We start from the raw sequence: 20,037 nt of genomic DNA on the forward strand, positions 1-20,037 counted from the left end.
CCCTGTCGGCCCTGCTCCAGGGCCACCAGCATGGAGCCATGACGAAGAACGCGATCGAGATCGCCCCCGACAGTGCCCTGCTGGTCATCGACGTGCAGCAGGGGTTCGACGACACGTCCTTCTGGGGGCCGCGCAACAACCCGGCCGCCGAGGACAACATCGCCGCCCTGATGGACGCCTGGCAGGCAGCCGGGCGGCCGGTGGTGCAGGTGCGGCACGCCTCGCTCAGCCCCGGCTCCGTACTCGCCGCCGACCGGCCGGGTTACGCCTTCAAGGAGTTCGTGGAGCAGCGCCGGTACGAGTCCCTGCTGATCACCAAGCACGTCAACTCGGCCTTCTACGGCACCCCGGACCTGGCCGCCTGGCTCACCGCCCGGGGCATCGGCCAGCTGGTGGTGGCCGGGATCCAGACCAACATGTGCGTCGAGACCACGGCCCGGATGGCCGGGAACCTGGGCTACGACGTCCTCGTCCCGCTCGATGCCACCCACACCTTCGACCTCGCCGGCCCGGCGGGCCTGAGCCTGACCGCCGACGAACTCGCCACCGCCACCGCGGTCAACCTCCAGGGCGGTGGCTTCGCCCGCGTGGTGACCACCGCTCAGCTGCTCTCGGCCGCGTAGTACCGCAGGCGGCCGTCCTCTCGCAGCAGCCGCATTCCGACGGCCTCCATGACCCGCTGCGAGGCCGTGTTCTCCAGGTCGGTGTCGCCCAGAACGGCGGTCGCACCGTGCTTCCGGGCGTGGTCGAGCAGCGCGCGCAGGGCCTCGGTGGCGTAGCCCCGGCCCCTGGCGGAGCGGATCAGCCCGTAGCCGACGGTCACCCGGCCCCGGGCGTCGGCCGGGCCGTGGAAACCGGCGCCGCCGATCGTGGTGCCGTCGTCCCGGCGCCGTATCTCGTACGCACCGAACGGCAGCGGGTCGCCGTGCGCGGCCAGCACGCGCAGGTACCGCTGCGCGCCCGCCCGGTCCCCGGCGTCCGGGTAGCCCGGACCCCAGTGGTCGTCCGGGCCCGGCGCGCCGTCGATCAGCCGCCGTGCCCCGTCCGCGTCCAGCGGCCGCAGCACGAGCCGCTCGGTGAGCAGGCTCCGGGAGGCCGGGGGGTCCGAGGTGTCCCAGGTGTCGTCCATGACCGCCATGCCTATCAGCCCGCGTCGCCGCCCCGCCGGCATTTTGAGGCCGTACACGGCAGAGGCCCGGTCCCCCCGCTCGGGGGGACCGGGCCTCACCGGAGCGTCAGAGGACGTCGGCGGCGATGTTCGCCGCGACCTGCTCCAGCAGTGGTCCCGCGTTCGGGATGGACTTGGCCGGATCGGGCTCCAGGTCCGTGAGCGGGTACGCCTTGCGGATACCGGCCGCCTCCAGGGCCTCCTGGCCCAGCAGCAGCCGCCCGCAGACCGCCACGACCGGCTTGCCGGCCGCCCGCGCCGCCGCCGCGACACCCGCCGGAGCCTTGCCGTGCAGGGTCTGCTCGTCCAGCGAGCCCTCACCGGTGATGACCAGCGTGGCCCGCTCCAGGGCCGGCGCGAAGCCCAGTACCTCCAGCATCAGCTCGATGCCGGGCCGGAAAGTCGCACCGAGCAGCAGCGCCCCGTAGCCGATGCCGCCGGCGCCACCGGCACCCGGGAGCACCGCGCACTCGGCGGCCTTCGCGCCGATCGACTTCTCCAGCACCACCGCGAAGTGGGCCAGCGCCGCGTCGAGCGTCGCCACGTCCTGCGGCGACGCGCCCTTCTGCGGTCCGTAGACGGCCGGCGCGCCCTTCGGGCCCGTCAGCGGGTTGTCCACGTCGCTCGCCAGGACGAACTCCACGTCCGCGAAGCGCGGGTCGATGCCGGACAGGTCGGCCGAGGCCAGCTCGGCCAGCGCGCCGCCGCCCGGACCGACCGGTTCGCCGTTCGCGTCCAGGAACACCGCGCCCAGCGCCGCCAGCATGCCCGCGCCGCCGTCGGTGGTGGCGCTGCCGCCCACGCCGAAGACGATCGAGCGCGCGCCCGCGTCCAGCGCGGCCTTCAGCAGCTCGCCGGAGCCGTACGTGGTGGCCGTCAGCGGCGCGAAGGTGCCCGCCGGCAGCAGCTGCAGCCCGGAGGCCTCCGCCATCTCGACCACGGCGGTGCCCTCGCGCAGCGCGAACGCCGCCGTGACCTGGTCGCCGAGGGGTCCGGTGACCCGTACCTCGCGACGTTCGAAACCGGCCGCCACCGCGGCCGCGACCGTGCCGTCGCCGCCGTCCGCGACCGGGAGGGTCTCGATCTCCACGCCCGGTACGGCCTTGCGAAGGCCCGCCGTCACCCGCTCCGCGACCTGAACGGCCGTGAGCGAGCCCTTGAATTTGTCCGCGGCGATGAGCACGCGCGCGGCCTCAGTTACTGCTCCGTCCGTCACCTTGCTATTCCCTTGCTATCGAACAGTGCAGTCGCGCCGCCATGAGCTTATCCGGAGGATCCTCCTATTCCCATGAGTGGCCTGGGTCACACCCGGCGCGTCATGCGCCTAAATACGGATATACGCCTGCATAGTGTGGCCGCATGAGCGCGGATTCACTGGAACAGTCACGTCCGGATACCCCAGGTGGCGGTTCCGGTGCCCCGGTGGACGGCATGGGGATCGGCCTCATGTTCCACGGGGTGGGGGAGCCCCTCACCCACTACCCGCTGCCGCCCCCGGCCTCCGGCGCCGCCCCGTCCTCGGGCGCGTCCGCCCTGGCGGCCCGAGCCCAAGGGTTGGGACCGCGGGGACGGGCCCGGCACCCCTCGGTAGGGTGGCGCGGTGACCACCACGGATGACTACGCCACGTACATCGCGACCCTGCCCCGGGTGCTGGCCGGGGCGGCCGCCCTCTACCGGGACGCCGAGGGGCGGGTCCTGCTCGTCGAGCCCAACTACCGTGAGGGCTGGGCCCTGCCCGGCGGCACCATCGAGTCGGACATCGGCGAGTCGCCCCGTACGGCCGCCCGCCGCGAGAGTGCCGAGGAGATCGGCATCGACGTACCGCTCGGCCGGCTGCTCGCCGTCGACTGGAGCCTCGGCGCGGGCCGCCCGCCGCTGGTCGCGTACCTCTACGACGGCGGGGTGCTGGACGACGCCCAACTCGCCTCCATCACCCTCCAGGAGGAGGAACTGCTCTCCTGGCGGCTGGTCGACCCCGCCGAACTCACCGCGTACCTCCCCGGATCGCTCGGCCCGCGCACCGAAGAGGCCTACCGGGTCCTGCTGTCGGGCGAGGGCACGGCGGAACTGGAGAACGGCCGCCGCCCGGCGTCCAGGTAACACCGGGCTTACTGCGAGCAGGACAGAATCAGCTGATGATCACGATGTACGCCTGGCCCAGCACAGCCGACGGGCCCGACGCCCTCCCCATGGTGCACTTCACGACCGACCAGCAGGCCGGCGGCGAGGTGACCCCCGAGGGAACGCCCGTCTGGCTGTTCGACACCGCGATACGCGAGGGCGGCTGGGCCCAGTTCACCGACTTCGAGGGCTGGTCCGTGCCCGCCGCGCAGTGGCAGGCCTTCTACCGCCGGGAGGACGACCTCCTCGCCGTCAGCGGCCCCGGCTCCTGCGAGGGCTGGTACCAGGGCAACCTCGGCGCCGACGCCGAGTGGGTGGCGGCCGCCACCGCCCAGCAGAGCGTGGTCCTGCTCGCCGCCCCCGTCCAGCACCCGTCGCTGTACGGCTACGCGGTGGATGCGGGCGCGGCCTTCGCCCTGCTCGTCCCGCTGGTCGTCGTCTAGACCTGGAGCTGGCGGGCCCCGGATTCGAAGTCGAGCAGCCGCACCTTGCGGTCGACCCCGCCGCCGTAACCCGTCATACCGCCCGAGGCGCCGATCACCCGGTGGCAGGGCACGATGATGCCGATCGGGTTCTTGCCGTTGGCCAGGCCCACGGCGCGCGAGGCGTTCGGCTTGCCGAGCTCGGACGCGAGCTGCCCGTACGACCAGGTCTCGCCGTAGGGGATCCGGACCAGCTGGTCCCACACGCTGCGCTGGAAGTCGGTGCCCTCCAGCCGGAGCGGGAGGTCGAAGACGGTGAGTTCCCCGGCGAAGTACGCGGCCAGCTGCCGTGCCACCTCGGGGAACGGCTCCTCGGAGTCGGCGACCCGCTCTCCGAAGAACTCCTCGGCGGGGCGGTGGCGCTGGCCGGTCATGTACAGGCCGCTGAGGACACCGTCCGTGGCGACCAGGGTGAGCGGACCGTAGGGGCTGTCGACGACGGCGTGCTGCTTGCTGCTCATGCTCGTGCTCCTCAGGCGGGCAGGTGGTTGATGGGGTGGGCGTCCGTGGCCCACAGGTACTGCACGGCGTACGCACGCCAGGGCCGCCAGCCGGCCGCCCGGGCGGTCAGCGCCGAGGGCGTGGACGGCAGCCCGAGCCCCTGCGCGGCCCGCCGTACGCCCAGGTCGGACGGCAGGAACGCGTCCGGGTCGCCGAGCGCCCGCATCGCGATGACCTCGGTGGTCCACGGGCCGAAGCCGGGCAGCGCCGACAGCTGGGCCCGCGCCGCCTCCCAGTCGCTGTCGATGCCGAGCGGCAGCGAGCCGTCGGCGAGCGCCGAGACCAGGGTGATGAAGGTGGTGCGCCGGCTGCGCGGCATGGCCAGGGACTCCGGGTCCAGCCCGGCGAGCGCCTGCGGGGAGGGGAAGAGGTGGGTCAGCCCGCCCAGCGGGTCCTCCACCGGCTCGCCGTACGCGGTGACCAGCCGGGCCGCGTGCGTGCGTGCCGCCGCGGTGGACACCTGCTGGCCGAGGACCGCCCGTACGGCGAACTCCGCCGCGTCGACCGTACGCGGCACCCGGCGCCCGGGGGCCTTGTCCACGAGCGGGGCGAGCAGCGGGTCGGAGCGCAGCTGCTCGTCCACCGCCTCCGGGTCGGCGTCGAGGTCGAGCATCCAGCGGCAGCGGCTGATGGCGATGGTCAGGTCGCGCAGGTCGGTCAGGGCGAGGCGGCAGCCGATGTGGTCGGGCTGCGGTGTCAGTGCGACGACCCCCGTGCCGTAGGGCAGGCGCAGGGTGCGGCGGTAGGCGCCGTCCCGCCACTCCTCGACGCCGGGGACGGCGGTCGCGGCGAGATGCCCGAAGAGGTTGTCCGGGTTGAGGGGGGCTCGGAACGGCAGCCGCAGGCTGATCGTTCCGGGGATGCGGGGCGGGGCGTTCTTGTGGCGGCTGGCCTTCACCGCCCGCTCCCGCAGCTCGCTCGGGGCGAGGGCGAAGACCTCGCGGACGGTGTCGTTGAAGGTGCGGATGGAGGAGAAACCGGCGGCGAAGGCCACGTCGCCCATGGGGAGTTCGGAGGTCTCGATGAGCAGCCGGGCGGTCTGGGCGCGCTGGGCCCTCGCCAGGGCGAGCGGACCGGCGCCGAGCTCGGCGTTGAGCTGGCGCTCGACCTGCCGGGTCGAGTACCCCAGGCGGGTGGCGAGCCCCGGCACCCCCTCCCGGTCCACGACCCCGTCCCGGATCAGCCGCATCGCGCGTGCGACGGCATCGGCCCGGGCGTTCCACTCGGGCGATCCGGGGCTCGTGTCGGGCCGGCACCGCTTGCAGGCCCGGAAGCCGGCCTGCTGGCAGGCGGCGGCGCTGGGCAGGAAGGTCATGTTCTCGACCTTGGGGGGCACGGCGGGGCAGCTGGGCCGGCAGTAGATCCGGGTGGTCAGCACGGCGGTGAAGAACCAGCCGTCGAAGCGGGCGTCCTTCGACTGCACGGCCCTTACGCAGCGCTCGGTGTCGGTGTGCATGGCTCCAGGATCCGGGGCGGGATCGACGGGGGCTGGCGGTTTTCCGACATCAAGCGTAGCCCTGGCCGTGGGCTCGGCAGGTGTGGCGGGGGTGGGGCGGGGAGTCTCCGGGGTGTCAAACGTGATTTGTGGCCCTCGTCCCGAGTCCTGTGGCATGCCGCTCAGGGGCCATAAATCATGCCTACCCCGGAGACTCCCCGCCCCGCCGCCGACCCCGGCCCCGACTTCCGCCGCCCCCCGAACACGCAGAAGGCCCCGGATGCCATCGGGCATCCGGGGCCTTCGTACGGCTCGGCTAGCGCAGCGTCGTGGCTCGGGCCTCGCGCCGGTTGTGCCGGAAGGTGTTGGCCCTCCGGGTCGTCGCGAACAGCGGGATGGTCGCGGCCAGAGCGATCTGCAGCGCGCAGCCGGTCTGGAGCAGCAGCTGACCGCCCGGGGCGTCGAACGCCCAGGCCGCCAGCAGCCCCATCGCCCCTACGATCCAGCTGAGCATCGCCACCGCGAGGACACCCCGCGGCTTCGGGTACTCGACCCGGCTCACCATCAGCCAGGCCACGCCGACGATCGCCAGCAGGGTGGGGATGAAGGGGAGCTCGAGCAGGACGATGGACACGACCGTCAGCGCGCCGAAGGGGCTCGGCATGCCCTGGAACATGCCGTCCTTCATCGTCACGCAGCTGAATCTCGCGAGTCTGAGCACCACGGCCAGCAGGACCACGATCGCGGCCAGCGCCGACATCTTCTGGTGCGCGTCGTCGGCGACCATGCCGTAGACGAGCACGAAGTACGCGGGAGCCAGTCCGAAGCTGATCAGGTCGGACAGGTTGTCCAGCTCGGCGCCCATCGGCGAGCTGCGCAGCTTGCGGGCCACGATGCCGTCGAAGAGGTCGAAGACCGCCGCGAGCAGCATCAGTATCACCGCGGTCGCCGCGCTGTGCCGGGCCATGCCCGACTCGCCGCTGCCGGTGAGGTGCGGGATGAGGATTCCGGTGGTGGTGAAGTACACCGCCATGAATCCGCACGTCGCGTTGCCGAGGGTGAGGGTGTCCGCTATCGACAGCCGCAGCGAGAGCGGCATGTCGTCCTCGGCGGACTCCTCCTCGGCACGCTCGGGAACCCAGCCAGTGGCAGGAGTCTCAGGGTCAGTCACGGTCAATTCGGGTCACCCCCGCGGTGGTGGCCTGACCGACCTCGACCGCGACCTCGACGCCCTCGGGGAGGTAGATGTCGACGCGGGAGCCGAAGCGGATCAGACCGATGCGCTCGCCCTGCTCGACCTTGGTGCCGGCGGGCAGGTACGGGACGATGCGGCGGGCCACGGCACCGGCGATCTGCACCATCTCGATGTCACCGAGCTCGGTGTCGAAGTGCCAGACAACGCGCTCGTTGTTCTCGCTCTCCTTGTTGAACGCCGGGACGAATCCGCCGGGGATGTGCTCCACGGACGTCACCGTGCCCGCGAGGGGCGCGCGGTTGACGTGGACGTTCAGCGGGCTCATGAAGATCGCGACCCGGGTGCGCCCGTCCTTCCACGGCATGATGCTCTGCACCACGCCGTCGGCGGGCGAGATGACACGGCCCTGGGCGATCTCACGCTCGGGGTCGCGGAAGAACCACAGCATGCCCGCCGCGAGCGCGGTGACGGGCACGGCCGCCGCGGCCCAGCGCCCGGACTTGCGAGCCCGGGTGAGGCTGAGCGCCGCGGTGGCGACGGTCGGCAGAAGCCACGGCGATGCTCCGCGCGCGAGGCGTACGCCAAGGAGGCTGTCGCGAGGTGCAGAGGTTTGGCTGTGGGGCATGGATGACCTTCGTAGCGGGTGATTGCCGCGCCGCAAACAGGGGGACGGGACGGCGGCTTTACTGGAATGCTATCGGTTGCGCGCAACAACTGGGCAAGCCAGAAGCCGAGTCGATGGCCGTCGGCCAGTCACTGCCAGTAACGCTTCTGCGACGGATCAGTGGATGATCCGCCGCAAAAGGTACTTTCAGCCCTGGAGTCGGTACTCCTCGAGCAGGCGTCGCCCGATGATCATTTTCTGGATCTCGGCGGTACCTTCACCGATCAGCAGCATCGGAGCCTCTCGGTAGAGGCGCTCGATCTCGTACTCCTTCGAGAATCCGTATCCACCGTGGATACGGAAGGCGTCCTCCACCACCTCCTTGCAGTACTCGGAGGCGAGGTACTTCGCCATCCCTGCTTCGAGGTCGTTTCGTTCCCCAGAGTCCTTTTTGCGCGCTGCATTCACCATCATGGCATGGGCGGCTTCGACCTTGGTAGCCATCTCGGCCAGCTTGAACTGGATGGCCTGGTGTTCCGCGATCGCCTTGCCGAAAGTGTGACGTTGCTGGGCATAGGAGACACCCAGCTCGAAAGCACGCTGAGCGACGCCGCAGCCACGGGCCGCCACGTTGACGCGGCCGACCTCGACCCCGTCCATCATTTGGTAAAACCCTCGGCCCGTCTGCCCGCCGAGTACCCGATTGGCCGGAATGCGCAGTCCGTCCATGATCAGTTCGGTCGTGTCGACGCCCTTGTAACCCATCTTGTCGATCTTGCCCGGGATGGTCAGGCCCGGACGGACCTCACCGAAGCCCGGCTCCTTCTCGACGAGGAAGGTCGTCATCGACTTGTGGGGCGCGGTGCCCTCGGGGTGTCCTTCGTCACTTCGCACCAGAACGGCCACGAGGGTGGAGCTTCCACCGTTCGTCAGCCACATCTTCTGGCCGTTCAGGACGTACTCGTCGCCGTCCTTCACCGCCTTGGACGTGATGGCCGACACGTCGGAGCCCAGGCCCGGCTCGGACATCGAGAACGCGCCGCGCACCTCGCCCAGCGCCATCCGCGGAAGGAAGTAGTCCTTCTGCTCCTGCGTACCGTGCTGCTTGAGCATGTACGCCACGATGAAGTGGGTGTTGATGATGCCCGAGACGGACATCCAGCCCCGCGCTATCTCCTCGACGCACAGGGCGTAGGTGAGGAGCGACTCACCCAGGCCGCCGTACTCCTCCGGGATCATCAGGCCGAAGAGGCCGAGTTCCTTGAGGCCGTCGACGATGTCCTGCGGGTACTCGTCGCGGTGCTCCAGCTCGGTGGCGACAGGGATGATCTCCTTGTCGACGAACTCCCGGACGGTCTTGAGGATCTCCCGCTGGACGTCCGTGAGCCCGGCGGTCTGGGCGAGTCGGGCCATGGCTACTTCCCCTGTTCCTTCAGCTGCGGGCGGCCGGGCTGCTCGCCGCCGCGCTCCTTGATGTACGTCTCGGTCGGGACCATCACCTTGCGCCGGAAGACGCAGACGAGGGTGCCGTCCTGCTTGTAGCCCTTGGTCTCGACGTAGACGATGCCGCGGTCGTTCTTCGACTTCGACGGGGTCTTGTCGAGGACCGTGGTCTCGCCGTAGATGGTGTCGCCGTGGAAGGTCGGCGCCACGTGCCGCAGGGACTCGATCTCCAGGTTGGCGATGGCCTTCCCGGAGACGTCCGGCACGGACATGCCCAGCAGCAGCGAGTAGATGTAGTTGCCAACGACCACGTTCTTGCCGAAGTCGGTCGTGTTCTCGGCGTAGTTGCTGTCCATGTGGAGGGGGTGGTGGTTCATGGTCAGCAGACAGAAGAGGTGGTCGTCGTACTCCGTGACCGTCTTCCCGGGCCAGTGCTTGTAGACCGCGCCGACCTCGAACTCTTCGTACGTGCGTCCGAACTGCATGGTGCTCAGGCCTCCGGGATCTCGAACTTGCTGGTGCGCTGCATGCCGGCGGCCCGGCCCTTGCCCGCGATGACCAGGGCCATCTTGCGGCTGGCCTCGTCGATCATCTCGTCGCCGAGCATCGCCGAGCCCTTCTTGCCGCCCGCCTCGGAGGTGCACCAGTCGTACGCGTCGAGGATCAGCTCGGCGTGGTCGTAGTCCTCCTGCGAGGGGGAGAAGACCTCGTTGGCCGCGTCGACCTGGCCCGGGTGCAGCACCCACTTGCCGTCGAAGCCCAGCGCCGCCGCCCGGCCGGCCACCTCGCGGTACGCGTCCACGTCGCGGATCTGGAGGAAGGGGCCGTCGATCGCCTGGAGGTTGTGCATGCGGGCCGCCATCAGGATCCGCATCAGGATGTAGTGGTAGGCGTCCGCGCCGTAGCCGGGCGGCTGCATGCCCACGACCAGCGACTTCATGTTGATGGAGGCCATGAAGTCGGCCGGGCCGAAGATGATGGTCTCCAGCCGGGGCGAGGCGGCGGCGATCTCGTCGACGTTCACCAGGCCCTTGGCGTTCTCGATCTGCGCCTCGATGCCGATCTTGCCGACCTCGAAGCCCATCGTCTTCTCGATCTGGGTCAGCAGGAGGTCGAGGGCCACGACCTGCTGGGCGTCCTGGACCTTCGGCAGCATGATGCAGTCGAGGTTCTGGCCGGCGCCCTCGACCACCGTGATGACATCGCGGTAGGTCCAGTGCGTGGTCCAGTCGTTGACCCGCACGACCCGGGTCTTGCCCGTCCAGTCACCGTTGTTCAGCGCGTCCACGATCGTGTGGCGGGCGCCTTCCTTGGCGAGCGGCGCGCAGGCGTCCTCCAGGTCCAGGAAGACCTGGTCGGCCGGCAGGCCCTGGGCCTTCTCCAGGAAGCGCGGGTTCGAACCCGGGACCGCGAGGCAGGAGCGACGCGGGCGAAGACGGTTCACCGGGTGGACGGGCGTGGTCATGCGGGGACCTCCGTGCTTGCAAGGTTTGCGGTGTCTAGAAGGGGGTCGAGCTTGTTGGCTTTGCGGATCTCGTCGACGATGCGGCCGATGATCTCCGTGATGCCGAAGTCCTTCGGCGTGAAGACGGCGGCGACACCGGCCGCCTTCAGTGTCACGGCATCCGCGTTCGGAATGATGCCTCCGACGATGACGGGAATGTCACCCGCCCCCGCCACGCGCAGGCGTTCGAGGACATCCGGGACGAGTGCGCTGTGGGATCCGGACAGGATGGACAGTCCCACGCAGTGCACGTCCTCGGCCAGCGCCGCGGAGGAGATCTCCTCGGGTGTCAGCCGGATGCCCTGGTAGACCACCTCGAAGCCGGCGTCGCGGGCCCGGACGGCTATCTGTTCGGCGCCGTTGGAGTGCCCGTCCAGACCGGGCTTGCCGACCAGCAGGCGCAGCCGGCCGGAGCCGAGCTCGTCGGCCGTACGGGCCACCTTCTCGCGGACCTCGTGCAGCGGCGTACCGGGCTCGGCCGTGACCGCGACCGGGGCCGAGGAGACCCCGGTCGGGGCGCGGAACTCGCCGAACACCTCGCGCAGTGCGCTCGACCACTCGCCGGTGGTGACACCCGCACGGGCGCACTCCAGGGTGGCTTCCATCAGGTTCTCGGTCCCCGCCGCGGCCTCCTTGAGGCGTTCCAGGGCCTGCTGGGTGGTGGGGAAGACGAAGGGATCGCCGTTCCCCTGCCGGTCCGAGGACTCATGACGTTCGGCCCGCCAGCGGACGATGCGCTCGACGGTGAGCGCCTCCACTGCCGGGTCGACCGTCATGATGGCGCCGTCCAGGTCGGACGTGAGCGGGTTCTCCTCGGTCTGCTGGAAGCAGTTGACACCGACGATCTTGTCCTCGCCGGCCTCGATCCTCGCGCGCCGCTCGGCGTGCGACGAGACCAGCTGGGACTTCAGGTACCCGGACTCGACGGCCGCCATGGCGCCGCCCATCTCCTGGATCCGGTCGATCTCGGCCAGGCAGTCGGCGACCAGGGAGTCGACTTTGGCCTCGATGACGTGGGATCCGGCGAAGATGTCCTCGTACTCCAGCAGGTCGCTCTCGTGTGCGAGGACCTGCTGGATGCGCAGCGACCACTGCTGGTCCCAGGGCCGGGGCAGACCCAGCGCCTCGTTCCAGGCGGGCAGCTGCACCGCGCGGGCGCGGGCGTCCTTGGAGAGGGTCACGGCCAGCATCTCCAGCACGATGCGCTGGACGTTGTTCTCCGGCTGTGCCTCGGTCAGGCCCAGGGAGTTGACCTGGACGCCGTACCGGAAGCGCCGCTGCTTGTCGTTCTCGATGCCGTAGCGCTCACGGGTGACCTTGTCCCAGATGCGGCCGAAGGCGCGCATCTTGCACATCTCCTCGATGAAGCGGACGCCCGCGTTCACGAAGAAGGAGATCCGGGCGACCACCTCGCCGAAGCGCTCCTCGGGCACCTGGCCCGAGTCGCGCACCGAGTCGAGGACGGCGATCGCGGTGGACATCGCGTACGAGATCTCCTGGACCGGAGTGGCTCCGGCCTCCTGCAGGTGGTAGCTGCAGATGTTGATCGGGTTCCACTTCGGGATGTGGTTGACCGTGTACGCGATCATGTCCGTCGTCAGGCGGAGGGACGGCCCCGGCGGGAAGACGTGCGTCCCGCGGGAGAGGTACTCCTTGACGATGTCGTTCTGGGTGGTGCCCTGGAGCTGGGAGATGTCCGCTCCCTGCTCCTCGGCGGCCACCTGGTAGAGCGCCAGCAGCCACATGGCGGTGGCGTTGATCGTCATCGAGGTGTTCATCTGCTCCAGGGGGATGTCCTGGAACAGCCGCCGCATGTCGCCCAGATGGGAGACCGGGACCCCGACCCGGCCCACCTCGCCGCGGGCGAGGATGTGGTCGGGGTCGTAGCCGGTCTGCGTCGGAAGGTCGAACGCGACCGACAGGCCGGTCTGGCCCTTGGCGAGGTTGCGGCGGTACAGCTCGTTGGACGCCTCGGCCGTGGAGTGGCCGGCATACGTCCGCATGAGCCACGGACGGTCCTTCTGGCGCTCTGTCATCTCAGGCTGTCCCTTTGGCCCTTAGATGTTGCGGAAGCGGTTGATGGCGTCGAGGTGCGTGGCGCGCAGCTCGTGGTCCCGGACGCCCAGGCCCTCCTCGGGGGCCAGCGCGAGGACGCCGACCTTGCCCTGGTGGAGGTTGCGGTGGACGTCGTAGGCGGCCTGGCCGGTCTCCTCCAGGGAGTAGACCTTCGACAGGGTGGGGTGGATCTTGCCCTTGGCCACCAGGCGGTTGGCCTCCCACGCCTCGCGGTAGTTCGCGAAGTGCGAGCCGACGATCCTCTTGAGGGACATCCACAGGTAGCGGTTGTCGTACTCGTGGTTGTAGCCCGAGGTCGAGGCGCAGGTGACGATCGTGCCGCCCTTGCGGGTGACGTAGACCGAGGCGCCGAAGGTCTCGCGGCCCGGGTGCTCGAAGACGATGTCCACGTCCTCGCCGCCGGTCAGCTCGCGGATGCGCTTGCCGAAGCGCTTCCACTCCTTCGGGTCCTGGGTGTGCTCGTCCTTCCAGAACTTGTAGCCCTCGGCGTTGCGGTCGATGACCGCCTCGGCGCCCATGGCCCGGCAGATGTCGGCCTTCTCCGGAGAGGAGACGACGCAGATCGGGTTGGCGCCGCCGGCCAGCGCGAACTGGGTGGCGTACGAGCCGAGTCCGCCGCTCGCGCCCCAGATCAGGACGTTGTCGCCCTGCTTCATGCCGGCGCCGTTGCGGGAGACCAGCTGGCGGTAGGCGGTGGAGTTGACCAGGCCGGGGGAGGCGGCCTCCTCCCAGCTCAGGTGGCCGGGCTTCGGCATCAGCTGGTTGGACTTGACGAGTGCGATCTCCGCCAGGCCGCCGAAGTTGGTCTCGAAGCCCCAGATGCGCTGCTCGGGGTCGAGCATCGTGTCGTTGTGGCCGTCGGAGGACTCCAGCTCGACCGAGAGGCAGTGCGCGACGACCTCGTCGCCCGGCTTCCAGGCGTTGACGCCGGGGCCGGTGCGCAGCACGACGCCCGCGAGGTCGGAGCCGATGATGTGGTACGGGAGGTCGTGGCGCTTGGTGAGCTCCGACAGGCGCCCGTAGCGCTCCAGGAAGCTGAAGGTGGACACCGGCTCGAAGATCGAGGTCCACACGGAGTTGTAGTTGACCGAGGAGGCCATGACGGCCACCAGGGCTTCGCCCGGGCCGAGCTCCGGCACCGGGACCTGGTCCAGGTGCAGGGACTTGCGCGGGTCCTTCTCGCGGGTGGTGAGCCCCTCGAACATCTCCGTCTCGTCCTTGTGCACGGTGATCGCGCGGTACGAGTCGGGGAGCGGCAGGGCTGCGAAGTCGGCGGCAGTCGCGGTCTGCGACTGGATCGCGTCCAGGATGTCCTTCACGGTAGAGCCTCCGGCTTAGCGCTGATGAGGGTGCGCTGAGGGATACGCGTTGCGTGCGTAGAGCGTGTGGGGTGGTGCTGCGAGGTGCCGTCGGTCCGGCTGGTGCGGTGGTGCTGGCGACGCCTGTGGTGGGGCGTGCGGTGCCTGGTGACGCAGGCATCCGGGGCGCGTTCCGTGCCGAGTGGGCGTGGGCCGCGGGGACATCCGGACAAGATTCAACGTATGGCACGCGGTGTCACTCAGCAAGGCACCGCGTGCCAAAACTTTCTCTCATTTGCCTATTGACCTGCGAGTTTGAGCGATGATCGATCAGAGTTACCGGCGAGTAGGGGCAAGCTGGACAAACGGAAGCGGCCGCCCCCGGAACGGGAGCGGCCGCTGTGACGCTTGTCGCTAAGTGTCGCTACTTGTTGCGCAGTGCCTCTTCGATGGTCCGCATGACCTCGTCCAGCGGGGCGTCCGTCCGGGCCACCGCCACGAGCACCTCGCCCTGCGTACGGACCTCCGCCGCCGGCGGGGCCGGCGCCGTGCTCAGGGTGCGGCCCGCGCCGATCCCCGTGCCGAAGGTCTTGCGCACGATCGCGAAGGCGTGGTCCAGCTGCGCCTCCACGTCCCCCTGGCCGCCCGCCCGCAGCCAGCGCCGCAGCACGTGGTTGTGGGCGGTCACCACCGCGGAGGCGGCCACCTCGGCCAGCAGCGGGTCGTCGTTGCCGTCGTGGTGGTCCTGCTCGTCGAAGTGGGCCAGCAGGTAGCGGGTGAACAGCCGCTCGTACCGGGCCACCGAGGCGATCTCCCGCTCCCGCAGCGCCGGCACCTCGCGCGTCAGCCGGTAGCGCTCCACCGACACCGCGGGCGAGGCGGCGTACATCTTCATGACTTCCTTGATGCCGCGGCAGACCGTGTCGAGCGGGTGCTCGTGTGCCGGGGCTACATCCAGGACGGCCTCGGCACGCGTCAGGGTGTCGTCGTGGTCCGGGAAGATCGCCTCTTCCTTGGACCGGAAGTGCCGGAAGAAGGTCCGGCGCGCCACCCCTGCGGTCGCGGCGATCTCGTCGACCGTCGTCGCCTCGTACCCCTTGGTCGCGAACAGCTCCATCGCGGCCGCCGCGAGCTCGCGGCGCATCTTGAGCCGCTGAGCGGCCGCCTTGGTGCCGGCCGTGCTCTCTTGGGCGTCGGGGGCCGTGGCGGTGCGGGGCGAGGTCTTGGCGGGCTGGGACATAGAGCGAACGTACTTCATTTGCGCGGAGGAGCGCGCCTGAGGGGGGTGGGACAGGGGTGGATGCGGGGGAGGGCAGGCACTGGGCACACAGTGCTCGCCGGGAGGGTTTGCCCGCCGTGAGGGTCCGGCGGGCCCGAGGAGCCCTCCCCACGCATCCGGCTCGTGGCCCGGCCGGGGGTTACCGGCGGGCGTACTCACGGAATCCGCGGCCGGTCTTCCGGCCCAGGCAGCCCGCCGCCACCAGGTGCTCCAGCAGTGCGGAAGGGGCCAGGCCCGGGTCGCGGAACTCCTTGTGGAGGACCTTCTCGATCGCCAGCGAGACGTCCAGGCCGACCACGTCCAGGAGCTCGAAGGGCCCCATCGGGTAGCCGCCGCCCAGCTTCATCGCCGCGTCGATCTCGTCGATGCCGGCGTAGTGCTGCTCGACCATCTTGATCGCGTTGTTGAGGTACGGGAAAAGCAGCGCGTTCACGATGAAGCCCGCCCGGTCCCCGCAGTCCACCGGGTGCTTGCGGACCTTGACGCAGATCTCGCGGACCGTGGCGTGCACGTCGTCGGCGGTCAGGACCGTGCGGACGACCTCGACCAGCTTCATCGCCGGGGCCGGGTTGAAGAAGTGCATGCCGATCACGTCCTGCGGGCGCGAGGTCACGCGGGCCACCGCGATCACCGGCAGCGAGGAGGTGGTCGTCGCCAGCACGGCACCCGGCTTGCAGACCTTGTCCAGGGTGGCGAACAGCTCCTGCTTGACCGCCAGGTCCTCGGCCACCGCCTCCACGGCCAGGTCCACCTCGGCGAAGGCGTCCAGCGAACCGGCCGCCGTGATCCGGTCGAGCGTCTGCGTCGCGGCCTCGTCCGTCAGCCGGCCCTTGGCCACCGCGCGGCCCAGGGACTTGCCGATCGCGGCCTTCGCCGCCTCCGCCTTCTCCTGGCTGCGGGCGGCCAGGACGACGTCGTAGCCGGCCTGGGCGAAGACCTGCGCGATGCCGCTCGCCATGGTGCCCGAGCCGGCCACGCCGACCGAGGAGACCGGGCGGCCCGAACCGACCAGGGACCCGTCCGGCGGGGACTGGAGGTCGCGGACGATCACCGAGCTGCCCGGAGCCTCGTACGTGTAGAAGCCGCGCCCGGACTTCTGCCCGGTCAGGCCGGCCTCGGCGAGCTGGCCCAGGATCGGGGCCGGCGCGTGCAGGCGGTCGCCCGAGGAGGCGTACATGGCCTCCAGGACGGTGCGGGCGGTGTCCACGCCGATCAGGTCGAGCAGCGCGAGCGGGCCCATGGGCAGGCCGCAGCCGAGCCGCATCGCCGCGTCGATGTCCTCGCGGGAGGCGTACTTCGCCTCGTACATGGCGGCGGCCTGGTTCAGGTAGCCGAACAGAAGGCCGTCGGCGACGAAACCGGGGCGGTCGCCGACCGGGACGGGCTCCTTGCCGAGCTCGCGGGCCAGCTCGGTGACCGCCTCGACGGCCGGCGGGGCGGTCAGGACGCAGGAGACGATCTCGACCAGCTTCATCGCCGGAGCCGGGTTGAAGAAGTGCAGGCCCAGCACGCGCTCGGGGCGCAGCGACTCGGCGGCCATGCGGGTCACCGACAGGGCGTTGGTGCCGGTGGCGAGGATCGTGTCGGGCCGCACGATCGCGTCGAGCTCCCGGAACACCTGCTGCTTGAGCTCGTACGACTCCGGCACGACCTCGATGACGAGATCCGCGTCGGCGGCGGCGCCCAGGTCGGAGTAGGTGCGGAAGCGGGCGAGCACGTCCGCCCGCTCCTGCTCGGTGAGGCGCTCCCTGCTGACGGAGCGCGCCGTGGCCGCCGCGAGGGCGGCCGAGGCCCGGCGGGCGGCGTTCTCGCTGATGTCGATGCCGATGACCTCGCGGCCGGCCCGGGCGAGGACCTCGGCGATGCCGGTGCCCATGGTGCCGAGGCCGACGACGGCGACGGTCTGGAGGGTGGGGTGACTGGACGGACGGTCCATCGAGGGACTCCAGTGGAAGAGGGTGACGACTGTGGGAGCGCGCGGCGCACGGCGCGCGCGGATGCCGTACGGGAAGAACCGTGCGGAAGAGCCCAGGGGAAGGTGCCCGAAGGGCGGAAGCGGCGGACCCTGTCCCGGGGTCACGCCGTGGGTGGTGCAAAGAGTCGTACAGAACCGACTGGCACGAGGCGGCTGCGTCACCAGGCCGTCCTCGTACGTGTTGATGTGACAGTAACCCGTCGGTAACTGGTCCGCCAGAGCGGGGAGATGTGACCTGTACCGCCCAAATGTACCGATCATCGATCATCGATCATCAATCACTGCGAACGGGCCGTGGCGGCGGCCCGGCCCGCCTAGGGTGGCCGGGTGAACGACGTGCTGGAGCGCCTGCGCACGGAAGCCGGACGGTCGCCGGAGTACGAGGCGCTGCTCGCGGCCGGCCCCGATGCCCTTGCGGCCTCCCTGACCTCCGCCGGGCTGCCCCTGTGGGCCCGCGAACTCGCCGCGTACCGGCTGGGGCTGGCGGGGGACCGCCGTGCCTTCGAGTCGCTGGTGCTGCTGCTCAACCACCGGGACCCGCCGCGCTGCGCGGCAGCCGCCGAGGCGCTGGCCGTCCTGGGCGACCCCCGCACCGCCCGCGCCGCCGCGGCCCTCGCCACCAACAGCCTGCGCACCGCCTACGCCCTGCAGCCCGTCCGGCTGCTCACCGCCCTGCGCGCGCCGGAGTCGGCCCCGGCCCTGATGACGACCCTGTCCCGGCTGCTCTCCCCGCACGACCCGTACTGGCGGATCGCCCTGGCCTGCGTCGAGGGCCTCGGCGCCCTCGCCGACCCCCGGGCCCGTGAACTCCTGACCCGCGCCCAGTCCCACCCCCGCCTCGCGGTGGCGGCGACGCAGGCGCTGCGGGGTCTCCCTCCCGGCTAGGCCGTCCCGGCCGGGACGACGGCGAACGCCTCCACCTCCAGCAGGAGTTCGGGGCGGACCAGGGCCGAGACCTGGACCGCCGAGGAGGCCGGGAGGCGGTCCGCGGGGATGACGGCGTCGCGGGCGGCCCGTACCGCCGGGAGGTCGGCCACGTCCGTGACGAAGTAGGTCAGCTTCACGACGTCGTCGAAGGTGGCCCCGGCCGCCGCCAGGCACCGGCGCAGGTTCTCGAACACCTGCCGGGCCTGGGCGGCGGCGTCGCCCTCGCCGACCACCTCGCCCTTCTCGTCGAACGCGCACTGACCGGAGACGGCGACGAACCGCCCCGTGCCCCAGACGACGTGGCTGTATCCGGTACCGGGACTGACGCCGTCCGGGGCGTGGACGCGGGTGAGGTGGTCGTGCTCAGGTGTGGTGGTCATGGGCACGATCGTGCCCTGTGAAGATCAGCCGCGGAAGCCCAGCAGTCCGTGCAGGGCGGCGCCGCCGGCCGAGGGCGGGACCGCGCGGGTCGCCGCGGCCGGCTTCGGCGCCTCCTGGGCGGGGCAGACGGCGTCCGAGGCCTTGCCCGTCCTCAGGTACACCGCGACCTTCTCGTCCAGGCACTTGTTGCCGCTGAGCGCGATGCCGTGGTTGCCGCCGCCCTCCTCGACGACCAGGGCCGAGCCCTTCAGCTTCTCCCGCATGCTGAGCGCGCCCCCGAACGGGGTCGCCGCGTCCTCCGTCGCCTGGAGCAGGAGGGCCGGCGGGAGGTCGGCGTTCGTCACGTCCGGGGCCTGGAGCGGCTCCGTCGGCCAGAAGGCGCACGGAGCGTTGTACCAGGCGTTGTTCCAGGTCATGAAGGGAGCCTTGGCGTGGGTGCGCCACATGTCCGCCCGCCACTGGTTCCAGTCCTTCGGCCAGGCCGAGTCCCGGCACTGCACCGCCGTGTAGACGCTGTACCCGTTGCCCGCGGAGGGCTCCACCGCGCCGAACCGCTCGTACGCCGCGACCAGCGGCTTCGGGTCGTTCTCCACCGCGTACGCCGCGAAGGCCGCGGCCAGGACCGGCCAGTAGCCGTTGTAGTAACCGCCCGGCATGAAGGTGTCCTCCAGCTCGGACGGGCCCACCTTGCCGCCCGCAGGCGTCGTGCGCAGCTCCTCGCGCACGGCGTACCAGCGCTCCTCGACCTCTTCCGGGTCGGTGCCGAGCCGGTACGTCGCGTCGTACTTCGCCACCCAGGCCAGGAACGCCTTGTGGCGGGCGTCGAACGCCTGGTCCTGGGCCAGGTTGTCCTCGTACCAGACCCCGCCCGGATCGACCACTGAGTCCAGGACGAGCCGGTGCACCCGGTCCGGGTGGAGCTTGGCGTACACCGCGCCCAGGTAGGTCCCGTACGAGTAGCCGAAGTAGCTGATGCGCTGTGCGCCGAGGGCCGTGCGCAGCAGCTCGATGTCACGGGCGGCGGAGACGGTGCCGACGTGCTGCAGCACGTCCGCGTGCTTGGCCTGGCAGGACTCGGCGAAGGACCGCACGCGGTCCAGGTTGGCCTGCTCGCCGGCCGCGTCGCGCGGTACGGAGTCGGGCCGGACGGGGGAGAAGTGGCCCGCTGCACAGTCGAGCGCGGGTTCGCTCTTGCCGACCCCGCGCGGGTCGAAGCCGATCACGTCGTACTGGGCGGCCACGTCCTTGGGGAGGGCGGAGGCGATGAAGCCGGCCAGGCCGCGGCCGCTGCCGCCCGGGCCGCCGGGGTTGACCAGCAGCGGTCCGGCGGAGGTGGCGGCGGTGTGCGGGACCCGGGTCAGGGCGAGGGTGATCTGGCGCCCGGCGGGCACGTCGTGGTCGAGGGGGACCTTGAGGGAAGCGCACTGGAGCGTCGGGTAGCGGGGGGTCGCGCAGTCGGTCCAGCGCAGCGGCGCCTGCTTGGGCGCGGGAGCGGCCGGGGCGGCCGTGACCGGGCCCGCGAGGGCGGCGGCGACGGTGGAGATCGACAGCAGGACAGCGGCGCGTTTCTTCAAGGGGTGCAGCATGGGGCCTCCCAGCCGAGGGTTCTGGGCGGAATCGTCCCGGAAACCGTGGCGGGAAGGCGGG

The 20,037-nt window shown here is 70.9% G+C and carries 19 protein-coding genes; 4 read left to right on the forward strand and 15 right to left on the reverse strand.

The window, feature by feature from the left end:
• Window positions 1-38: 38 nt before the first annotated feature.
• Window positions 39-623: a cysteine hydrolase family protein gene (locus ACFYOB_RS16110; protein WP_388560275.1), complete on the forward strand. Its 585-nt coding sequence runs from the start codon at window positions 39-41 to the stop codon at window positions 621-623.
• Here ACFYOB_RS16110 and ACFYOB_RS16115 read toward each other — a convergent pair.
• Together ACFYOB_RS16115 and ACFYOB_RS16120 are read right to left on the reverse strand one after the other, a co-directional pair.
• The gene (locus tag ACFYOB_RS16115) at window positions 602-1,129 is read right to left on the reverse strand and encodes a GNAT family N-acetyltransferase (protein WP_388560276.1); all 528 of its coding nucleotides are present in this window, start codon (window positions 1,127-1,129) and stop codon (window positions 602-604) included. The two genes, ACFYOB_RS16110 and ACFYOB_RS16115, sit on opposite strands and share 22 nt — an antisense overlap.
• A 106-nt stretch (window positions 1,130-1,235) precedes the next feature.
• Complete coding sequence (locus ACFYOB_RS16120) at window positions 1,236-2,384, reverse strand: glycerate kinase (protein WP_388560277.1); 1,149 nt, start codon at window positions 2,382-2,384, stop codon at window positions 1,236-1,238.
• Between the two features lie 384 nt (window positions 2,385-2,768).
• On the opposite strand from ACFYOB_RS16120, the gene ACFYOB_RS16125 reads away from it, so the two are divergent.
• Together ACFYOB_RS16125 and ACFYOB_RS16130 are read left to right on the forward strand one after the other, a co-directional pair.
• A complete protein-coding gene (locus ACFYOB_RS16125; RefSeq protein ID WP_388560278.1) occupies window positions 2,769-3,269 on the forward strand; it encodes an NUDIX domain-containing protein in 501 nt (166 codons plus the stop codon).
• Between the two features lie 35 nt (window positions 3,270-3,304).
• Complete coding sequence (locus tag ACFYOB_RS16130) at window positions 3,305-3,733, forward strand: hypothetical protein (protein ID WP_388560279.1); 429 nt, start codon at window positions 3,305-3,307, stop codon at window positions 3,731-3,733.
• Here the strand turns inward: ACFYOB_RS16130 and ACFYOB_RS16135 are convergent.
• The 11 genes from ACFYOB_RS16135 to ACFYOB_RS16185 all read right to left on the reverse strand — a co-directional run bounded on the left by ACFYOB_RS16135 (window position 3,730) and on the right by ACFYOB_RS16185 (window position 17,043).
• Complete coding sequence (locus tag ACFYOB_RS16135; protein WP_388560280.1) at window positions 3,730-4,233, reverse strand: methylated-DNA--[protein]-cysteine S-methyltransferase; 504 nt, start codon at window positions 4,231-4,233, stop codon at window positions 3,730-3,732. The genes ACFYOB_RS16130 and ACFYOB_RS16135 overlap by 4 nt on opposite strands.
• An 11-nt stretch (window positions 4,234-4,244) precedes the next feature.
• Window positions 4,245-5,729, reverse strand: coding sequence for an AlkA N-terminal domain-containing protein (locus ACFYOB_RS16140; protein WP_388560281.1), 1,485 nt, complete (start codon window positions 5,727-5,729; stop codon window positions 4,245-4,247).
• Window positions 5,730-6,024: 295 nt separating this feature from the next.
• Entirely contained in the window at window positions 6,025-6,885 is an 861-nt protein-coding gene (gene pssA, locus ACFYOB_RS16145) for a CDP-diacylglycerol--serine O-phosphatidyltransferase (RefSeq protein ID WP_328928614.1), read from the reverse strand.
• Window positions 6,872-7,528, reverse strand: coding sequence for a phosphatidylserine decarboxylase (locus ACFYOB_RS16150; protein WP_073909135.1), 657 nt, complete (start codon window positions 7,526-7,528; stop codon window positions 6,872-6,874). Before ACFYOB_RS16150 ends, pssA begins: the two co-directional genes overlap by 14 nt.
• A gap of 186 nt (window positions 7,529-7,714) precedes the next feature.
• A complete protein-coding gene (locus ACFYOB_RS16155; RefSeq protein ID WP_328928615.1) occupies window positions 7,715-8,920 on the reverse strand; it encodes an acyl-CoA dehydrogenase family protein in 1,206 nt (401 codons plus the stop codon).
• Between the two features lie 2 nt (window positions 8,921-8,922).
• Entirely contained in the window at window positions 8,923-9,435 is a 513-nt protein-coding gene (locus ACFYOB_RS16160; RefSeq protein WP_030155134.1) for a MaoC family dehydratase, read from the reverse strand.
• 5 nt (window positions 9,436-9,440) lie between these two features.
• A complete protein-coding gene (locus tag ACFYOB_RS16165; RefSeq protein ID WP_249768874.1) occupies window positions 9,441-10,415 on the reverse strand; it encodes a CoA ester lyase in 975 nt (324 codons plus the stop codon).
• The gene (locus tag ACFYOB_RS16170; protein WP_388560284.1) at window positions 10,412-12,490 is read right to left on the reverse strand and encodes a protein meaA; all 2,079 of its coding nucleotides are present in this window, start codon (window positions 12,488-12,490) and stop codon (window positions 10,412-10,414) included. Before ACFYOB_RS16170 ends, ACFYOB_RS16165 begins: the two co-directional genes overlap by 4 nt.
• A 21-nt stretch (window positions 12,491-12,511) precedes the next feature.
• Window positions 12,512-13,849 (reverse strand): crotonyl-CoA carboxylase/reductase, encoded by a 1,338-nt coding sequence (gene ccrA, locus ACFYOB_RS16175; RefSeq protein WP_388560286.1) that lies wholly within the window; start codon window positions 13,847-13,849, stop codon window positions 12,512-12,514.
• Window positions 13,850-14,252: 403 nt separating this feature from the next.
• The gene (locus ACFYOB_RS16180; RefSeq protein ID WP_388560287.1) at window positions 14,253-15,068 is read right to left on the reverse strand and encodes a TetR family transcriptional regulator; all 816 of its coding nucleotides are present in this window, start codon (window positions 15,066-15,068) and stop codon (window positions 14,253-14,255) included.
• 178 nt (window positions 15,069-15,246) lie between these two features.
• Complete coding sequence (locus ACFYOB_RS16185; RefSeq protein WP_388560289.1) at window positions 15,247-17,043, reverse strand: 3-hydroxyacyl-CoA dehydrogenase family protein; 1,797 nt, start codon at window positions 17,041-17,043, stop codon at window positions 15,247-15,249.
• A 366-nt stretch (window positions 17,044-17,409) separates the two neighbouring features.
• Between ACFYOB_RS16185 and ACFYOB_RS16190 the strand changes: the two genes are divergently transcribed.
• Entirely contained in the window at window positions 17,410-17,967 is a 558-nt protein-coding gene (locus ACFYOB_RS16190; protein WP_388560290.1) for an adenylosuccinate lyase, read from the forward strand.
• On the opposite strand, the gene ACFYOB_RS16195 is transcribed toward ACFYOB_RS16190, so the two are convergent.
• Both ACFYOB_RS16195 and ACFYOB_RS16200 read right to left on the reverse strand, forming a co-directional pair.
• Window positions 17,964-18,389, reverse strand: coding sequence for a RidA family protein (locus ACFYOB_RS16195; protein WP_388560292.1), 426 nt, complete (start codon window positions 18,387-18,389; stop codon window positions 17,964-17,966). The genes ACFYOB_RS16190 and ACFYOB_RS16195 overlap by 4 nt on opposite strands.
• Window positions 18,390-18,413: 24 nt before the next feature.
• The gene (locus ACFYOB_RS16200; RefSeq protein WP_388560294.1) at window positions 18,414-19,976 is read right to left on the reverse strand and encodes an alpha/beta hydrolase; all 1,563 of its coding nucleotides are present in this window, start codon (window positions 19,974-19,976) and stop codon (window positions 18,414-18,416) included.
• Between the last annotated feature and the right edge of the window lie 61 nt (window positions 19,977-20,037).

Origin of the sequence: Streptomyces sp. NPDC006463, assembly GCF_042870715.1 — a bacterium.
Taxonomy (GTDB): Bacteria; Actinomycetota; Actinomycetes; order Streptomycetales; family Streptomycetaceae; genus Streptomyces.

Bases quoted from the DNA above. Each gene is read 5' to 3' on its own strand.
- ACFYOB_RS16195 (WP_388560292.1), bottom strand. From the start codon at position 18,389: ATGACCACCACACCTGAGCACGACCACCTCACCCGCGTCCACGCCCCG.
- ACFYOB_RS16140 (WP_388560281.1), bottom strand. From the start codon at position 5,729: ATGCACACCGACACCGAGCGCTGCGTAAGGGCCGTGCAGTCGAAGGAC.
- ACFYOB_RS16180 (WP_388560287.1), bottom strand. From the start codon at position 15,068: ATGTCCCAGCCCGCCAAGACCTCGCCCCGCACCGCCACGGCCCCCGAC.
- ACFYOB_RS16115 (WP_388560276.1), bottom strand. From the start codon at position 1,129: ATGGACGACACCTGGGACACCTCGGACCCCCCGGCCTCCCGGAGCCTG.
- ACFYOB_RS16130 (WP_388560279.1), top strand. From the start codon at position 3,305: ATGATCACGATGTACGCCTGGCCCAGCACAGCCGACGGGCCCGACGCC.
- ACFYOB_RS16135 (WP_388560280.1), bottom strand. From the start codon at position 4,233: ATGAGCAGCAAGCAGCACGCCGTCGTCGACAGCCCCTACGGTCCGCTC.
- ACFYOB_RS16150 (WP_073909135.1), bottom strand. From the start codon at position 7,528: ATGCCCCACAGCCAAACCTCTGCACCTCGCGACAGCCTCCTTGGCGTA.
- ACFYOB_RS16170 (WP_388560284.1), bottom strand. From the start codon at position 12,490: ATGACAGAGCGCCAGAAGGACCGTCCGTGGCTCATGCGGACGTATGCC.
- ACFYOB_RS16110 (WP_388560275.1), top strand. From the start codon at position 39: ATGACGAAGAACGCGATCGAGATCGCCCCCGACAGTGCCCTGCTGGTC.
- ACFYOB_RS16185 (WP_388560289.1), bottom strand. From the start codon at position 17,043: ATGGACCGTCCGTCCAGTCACCCCACCCTCCAGACCGTCGCCGTCGTC.
- ACFYOB_RS16165 (WP_249768874.1), bottom strand. From the start codon at position 10,415: ATGACCACGCCCGTCCACCCGGTGAACCGTCTTCGCCCGCGTCGCTCC.
- ACFYOB_RS16160 (WP_030155134.1), bottom strand. From the start codon at position 9,435: ATGCAGTTCGGACGCACGTACGAAGAGTTCGAGGTCGGCGCGGTCTAC.
- ACFYOB_RS16200 (WP_388560294.1), bottom strand. From the start codon at position 19,976: ATGCTGCACCCCTTGAAGAAACGCGCCGCTGTCCTGCTGTCGATCTCC.
- ACFYOB_RS16155 (WP_328928615.1), bottom strand. From the start codon at position 8,920: ATGGCCCGACTCGCCCAGACCGCCGGGCTCACGGACGTCCAGCGGGAG.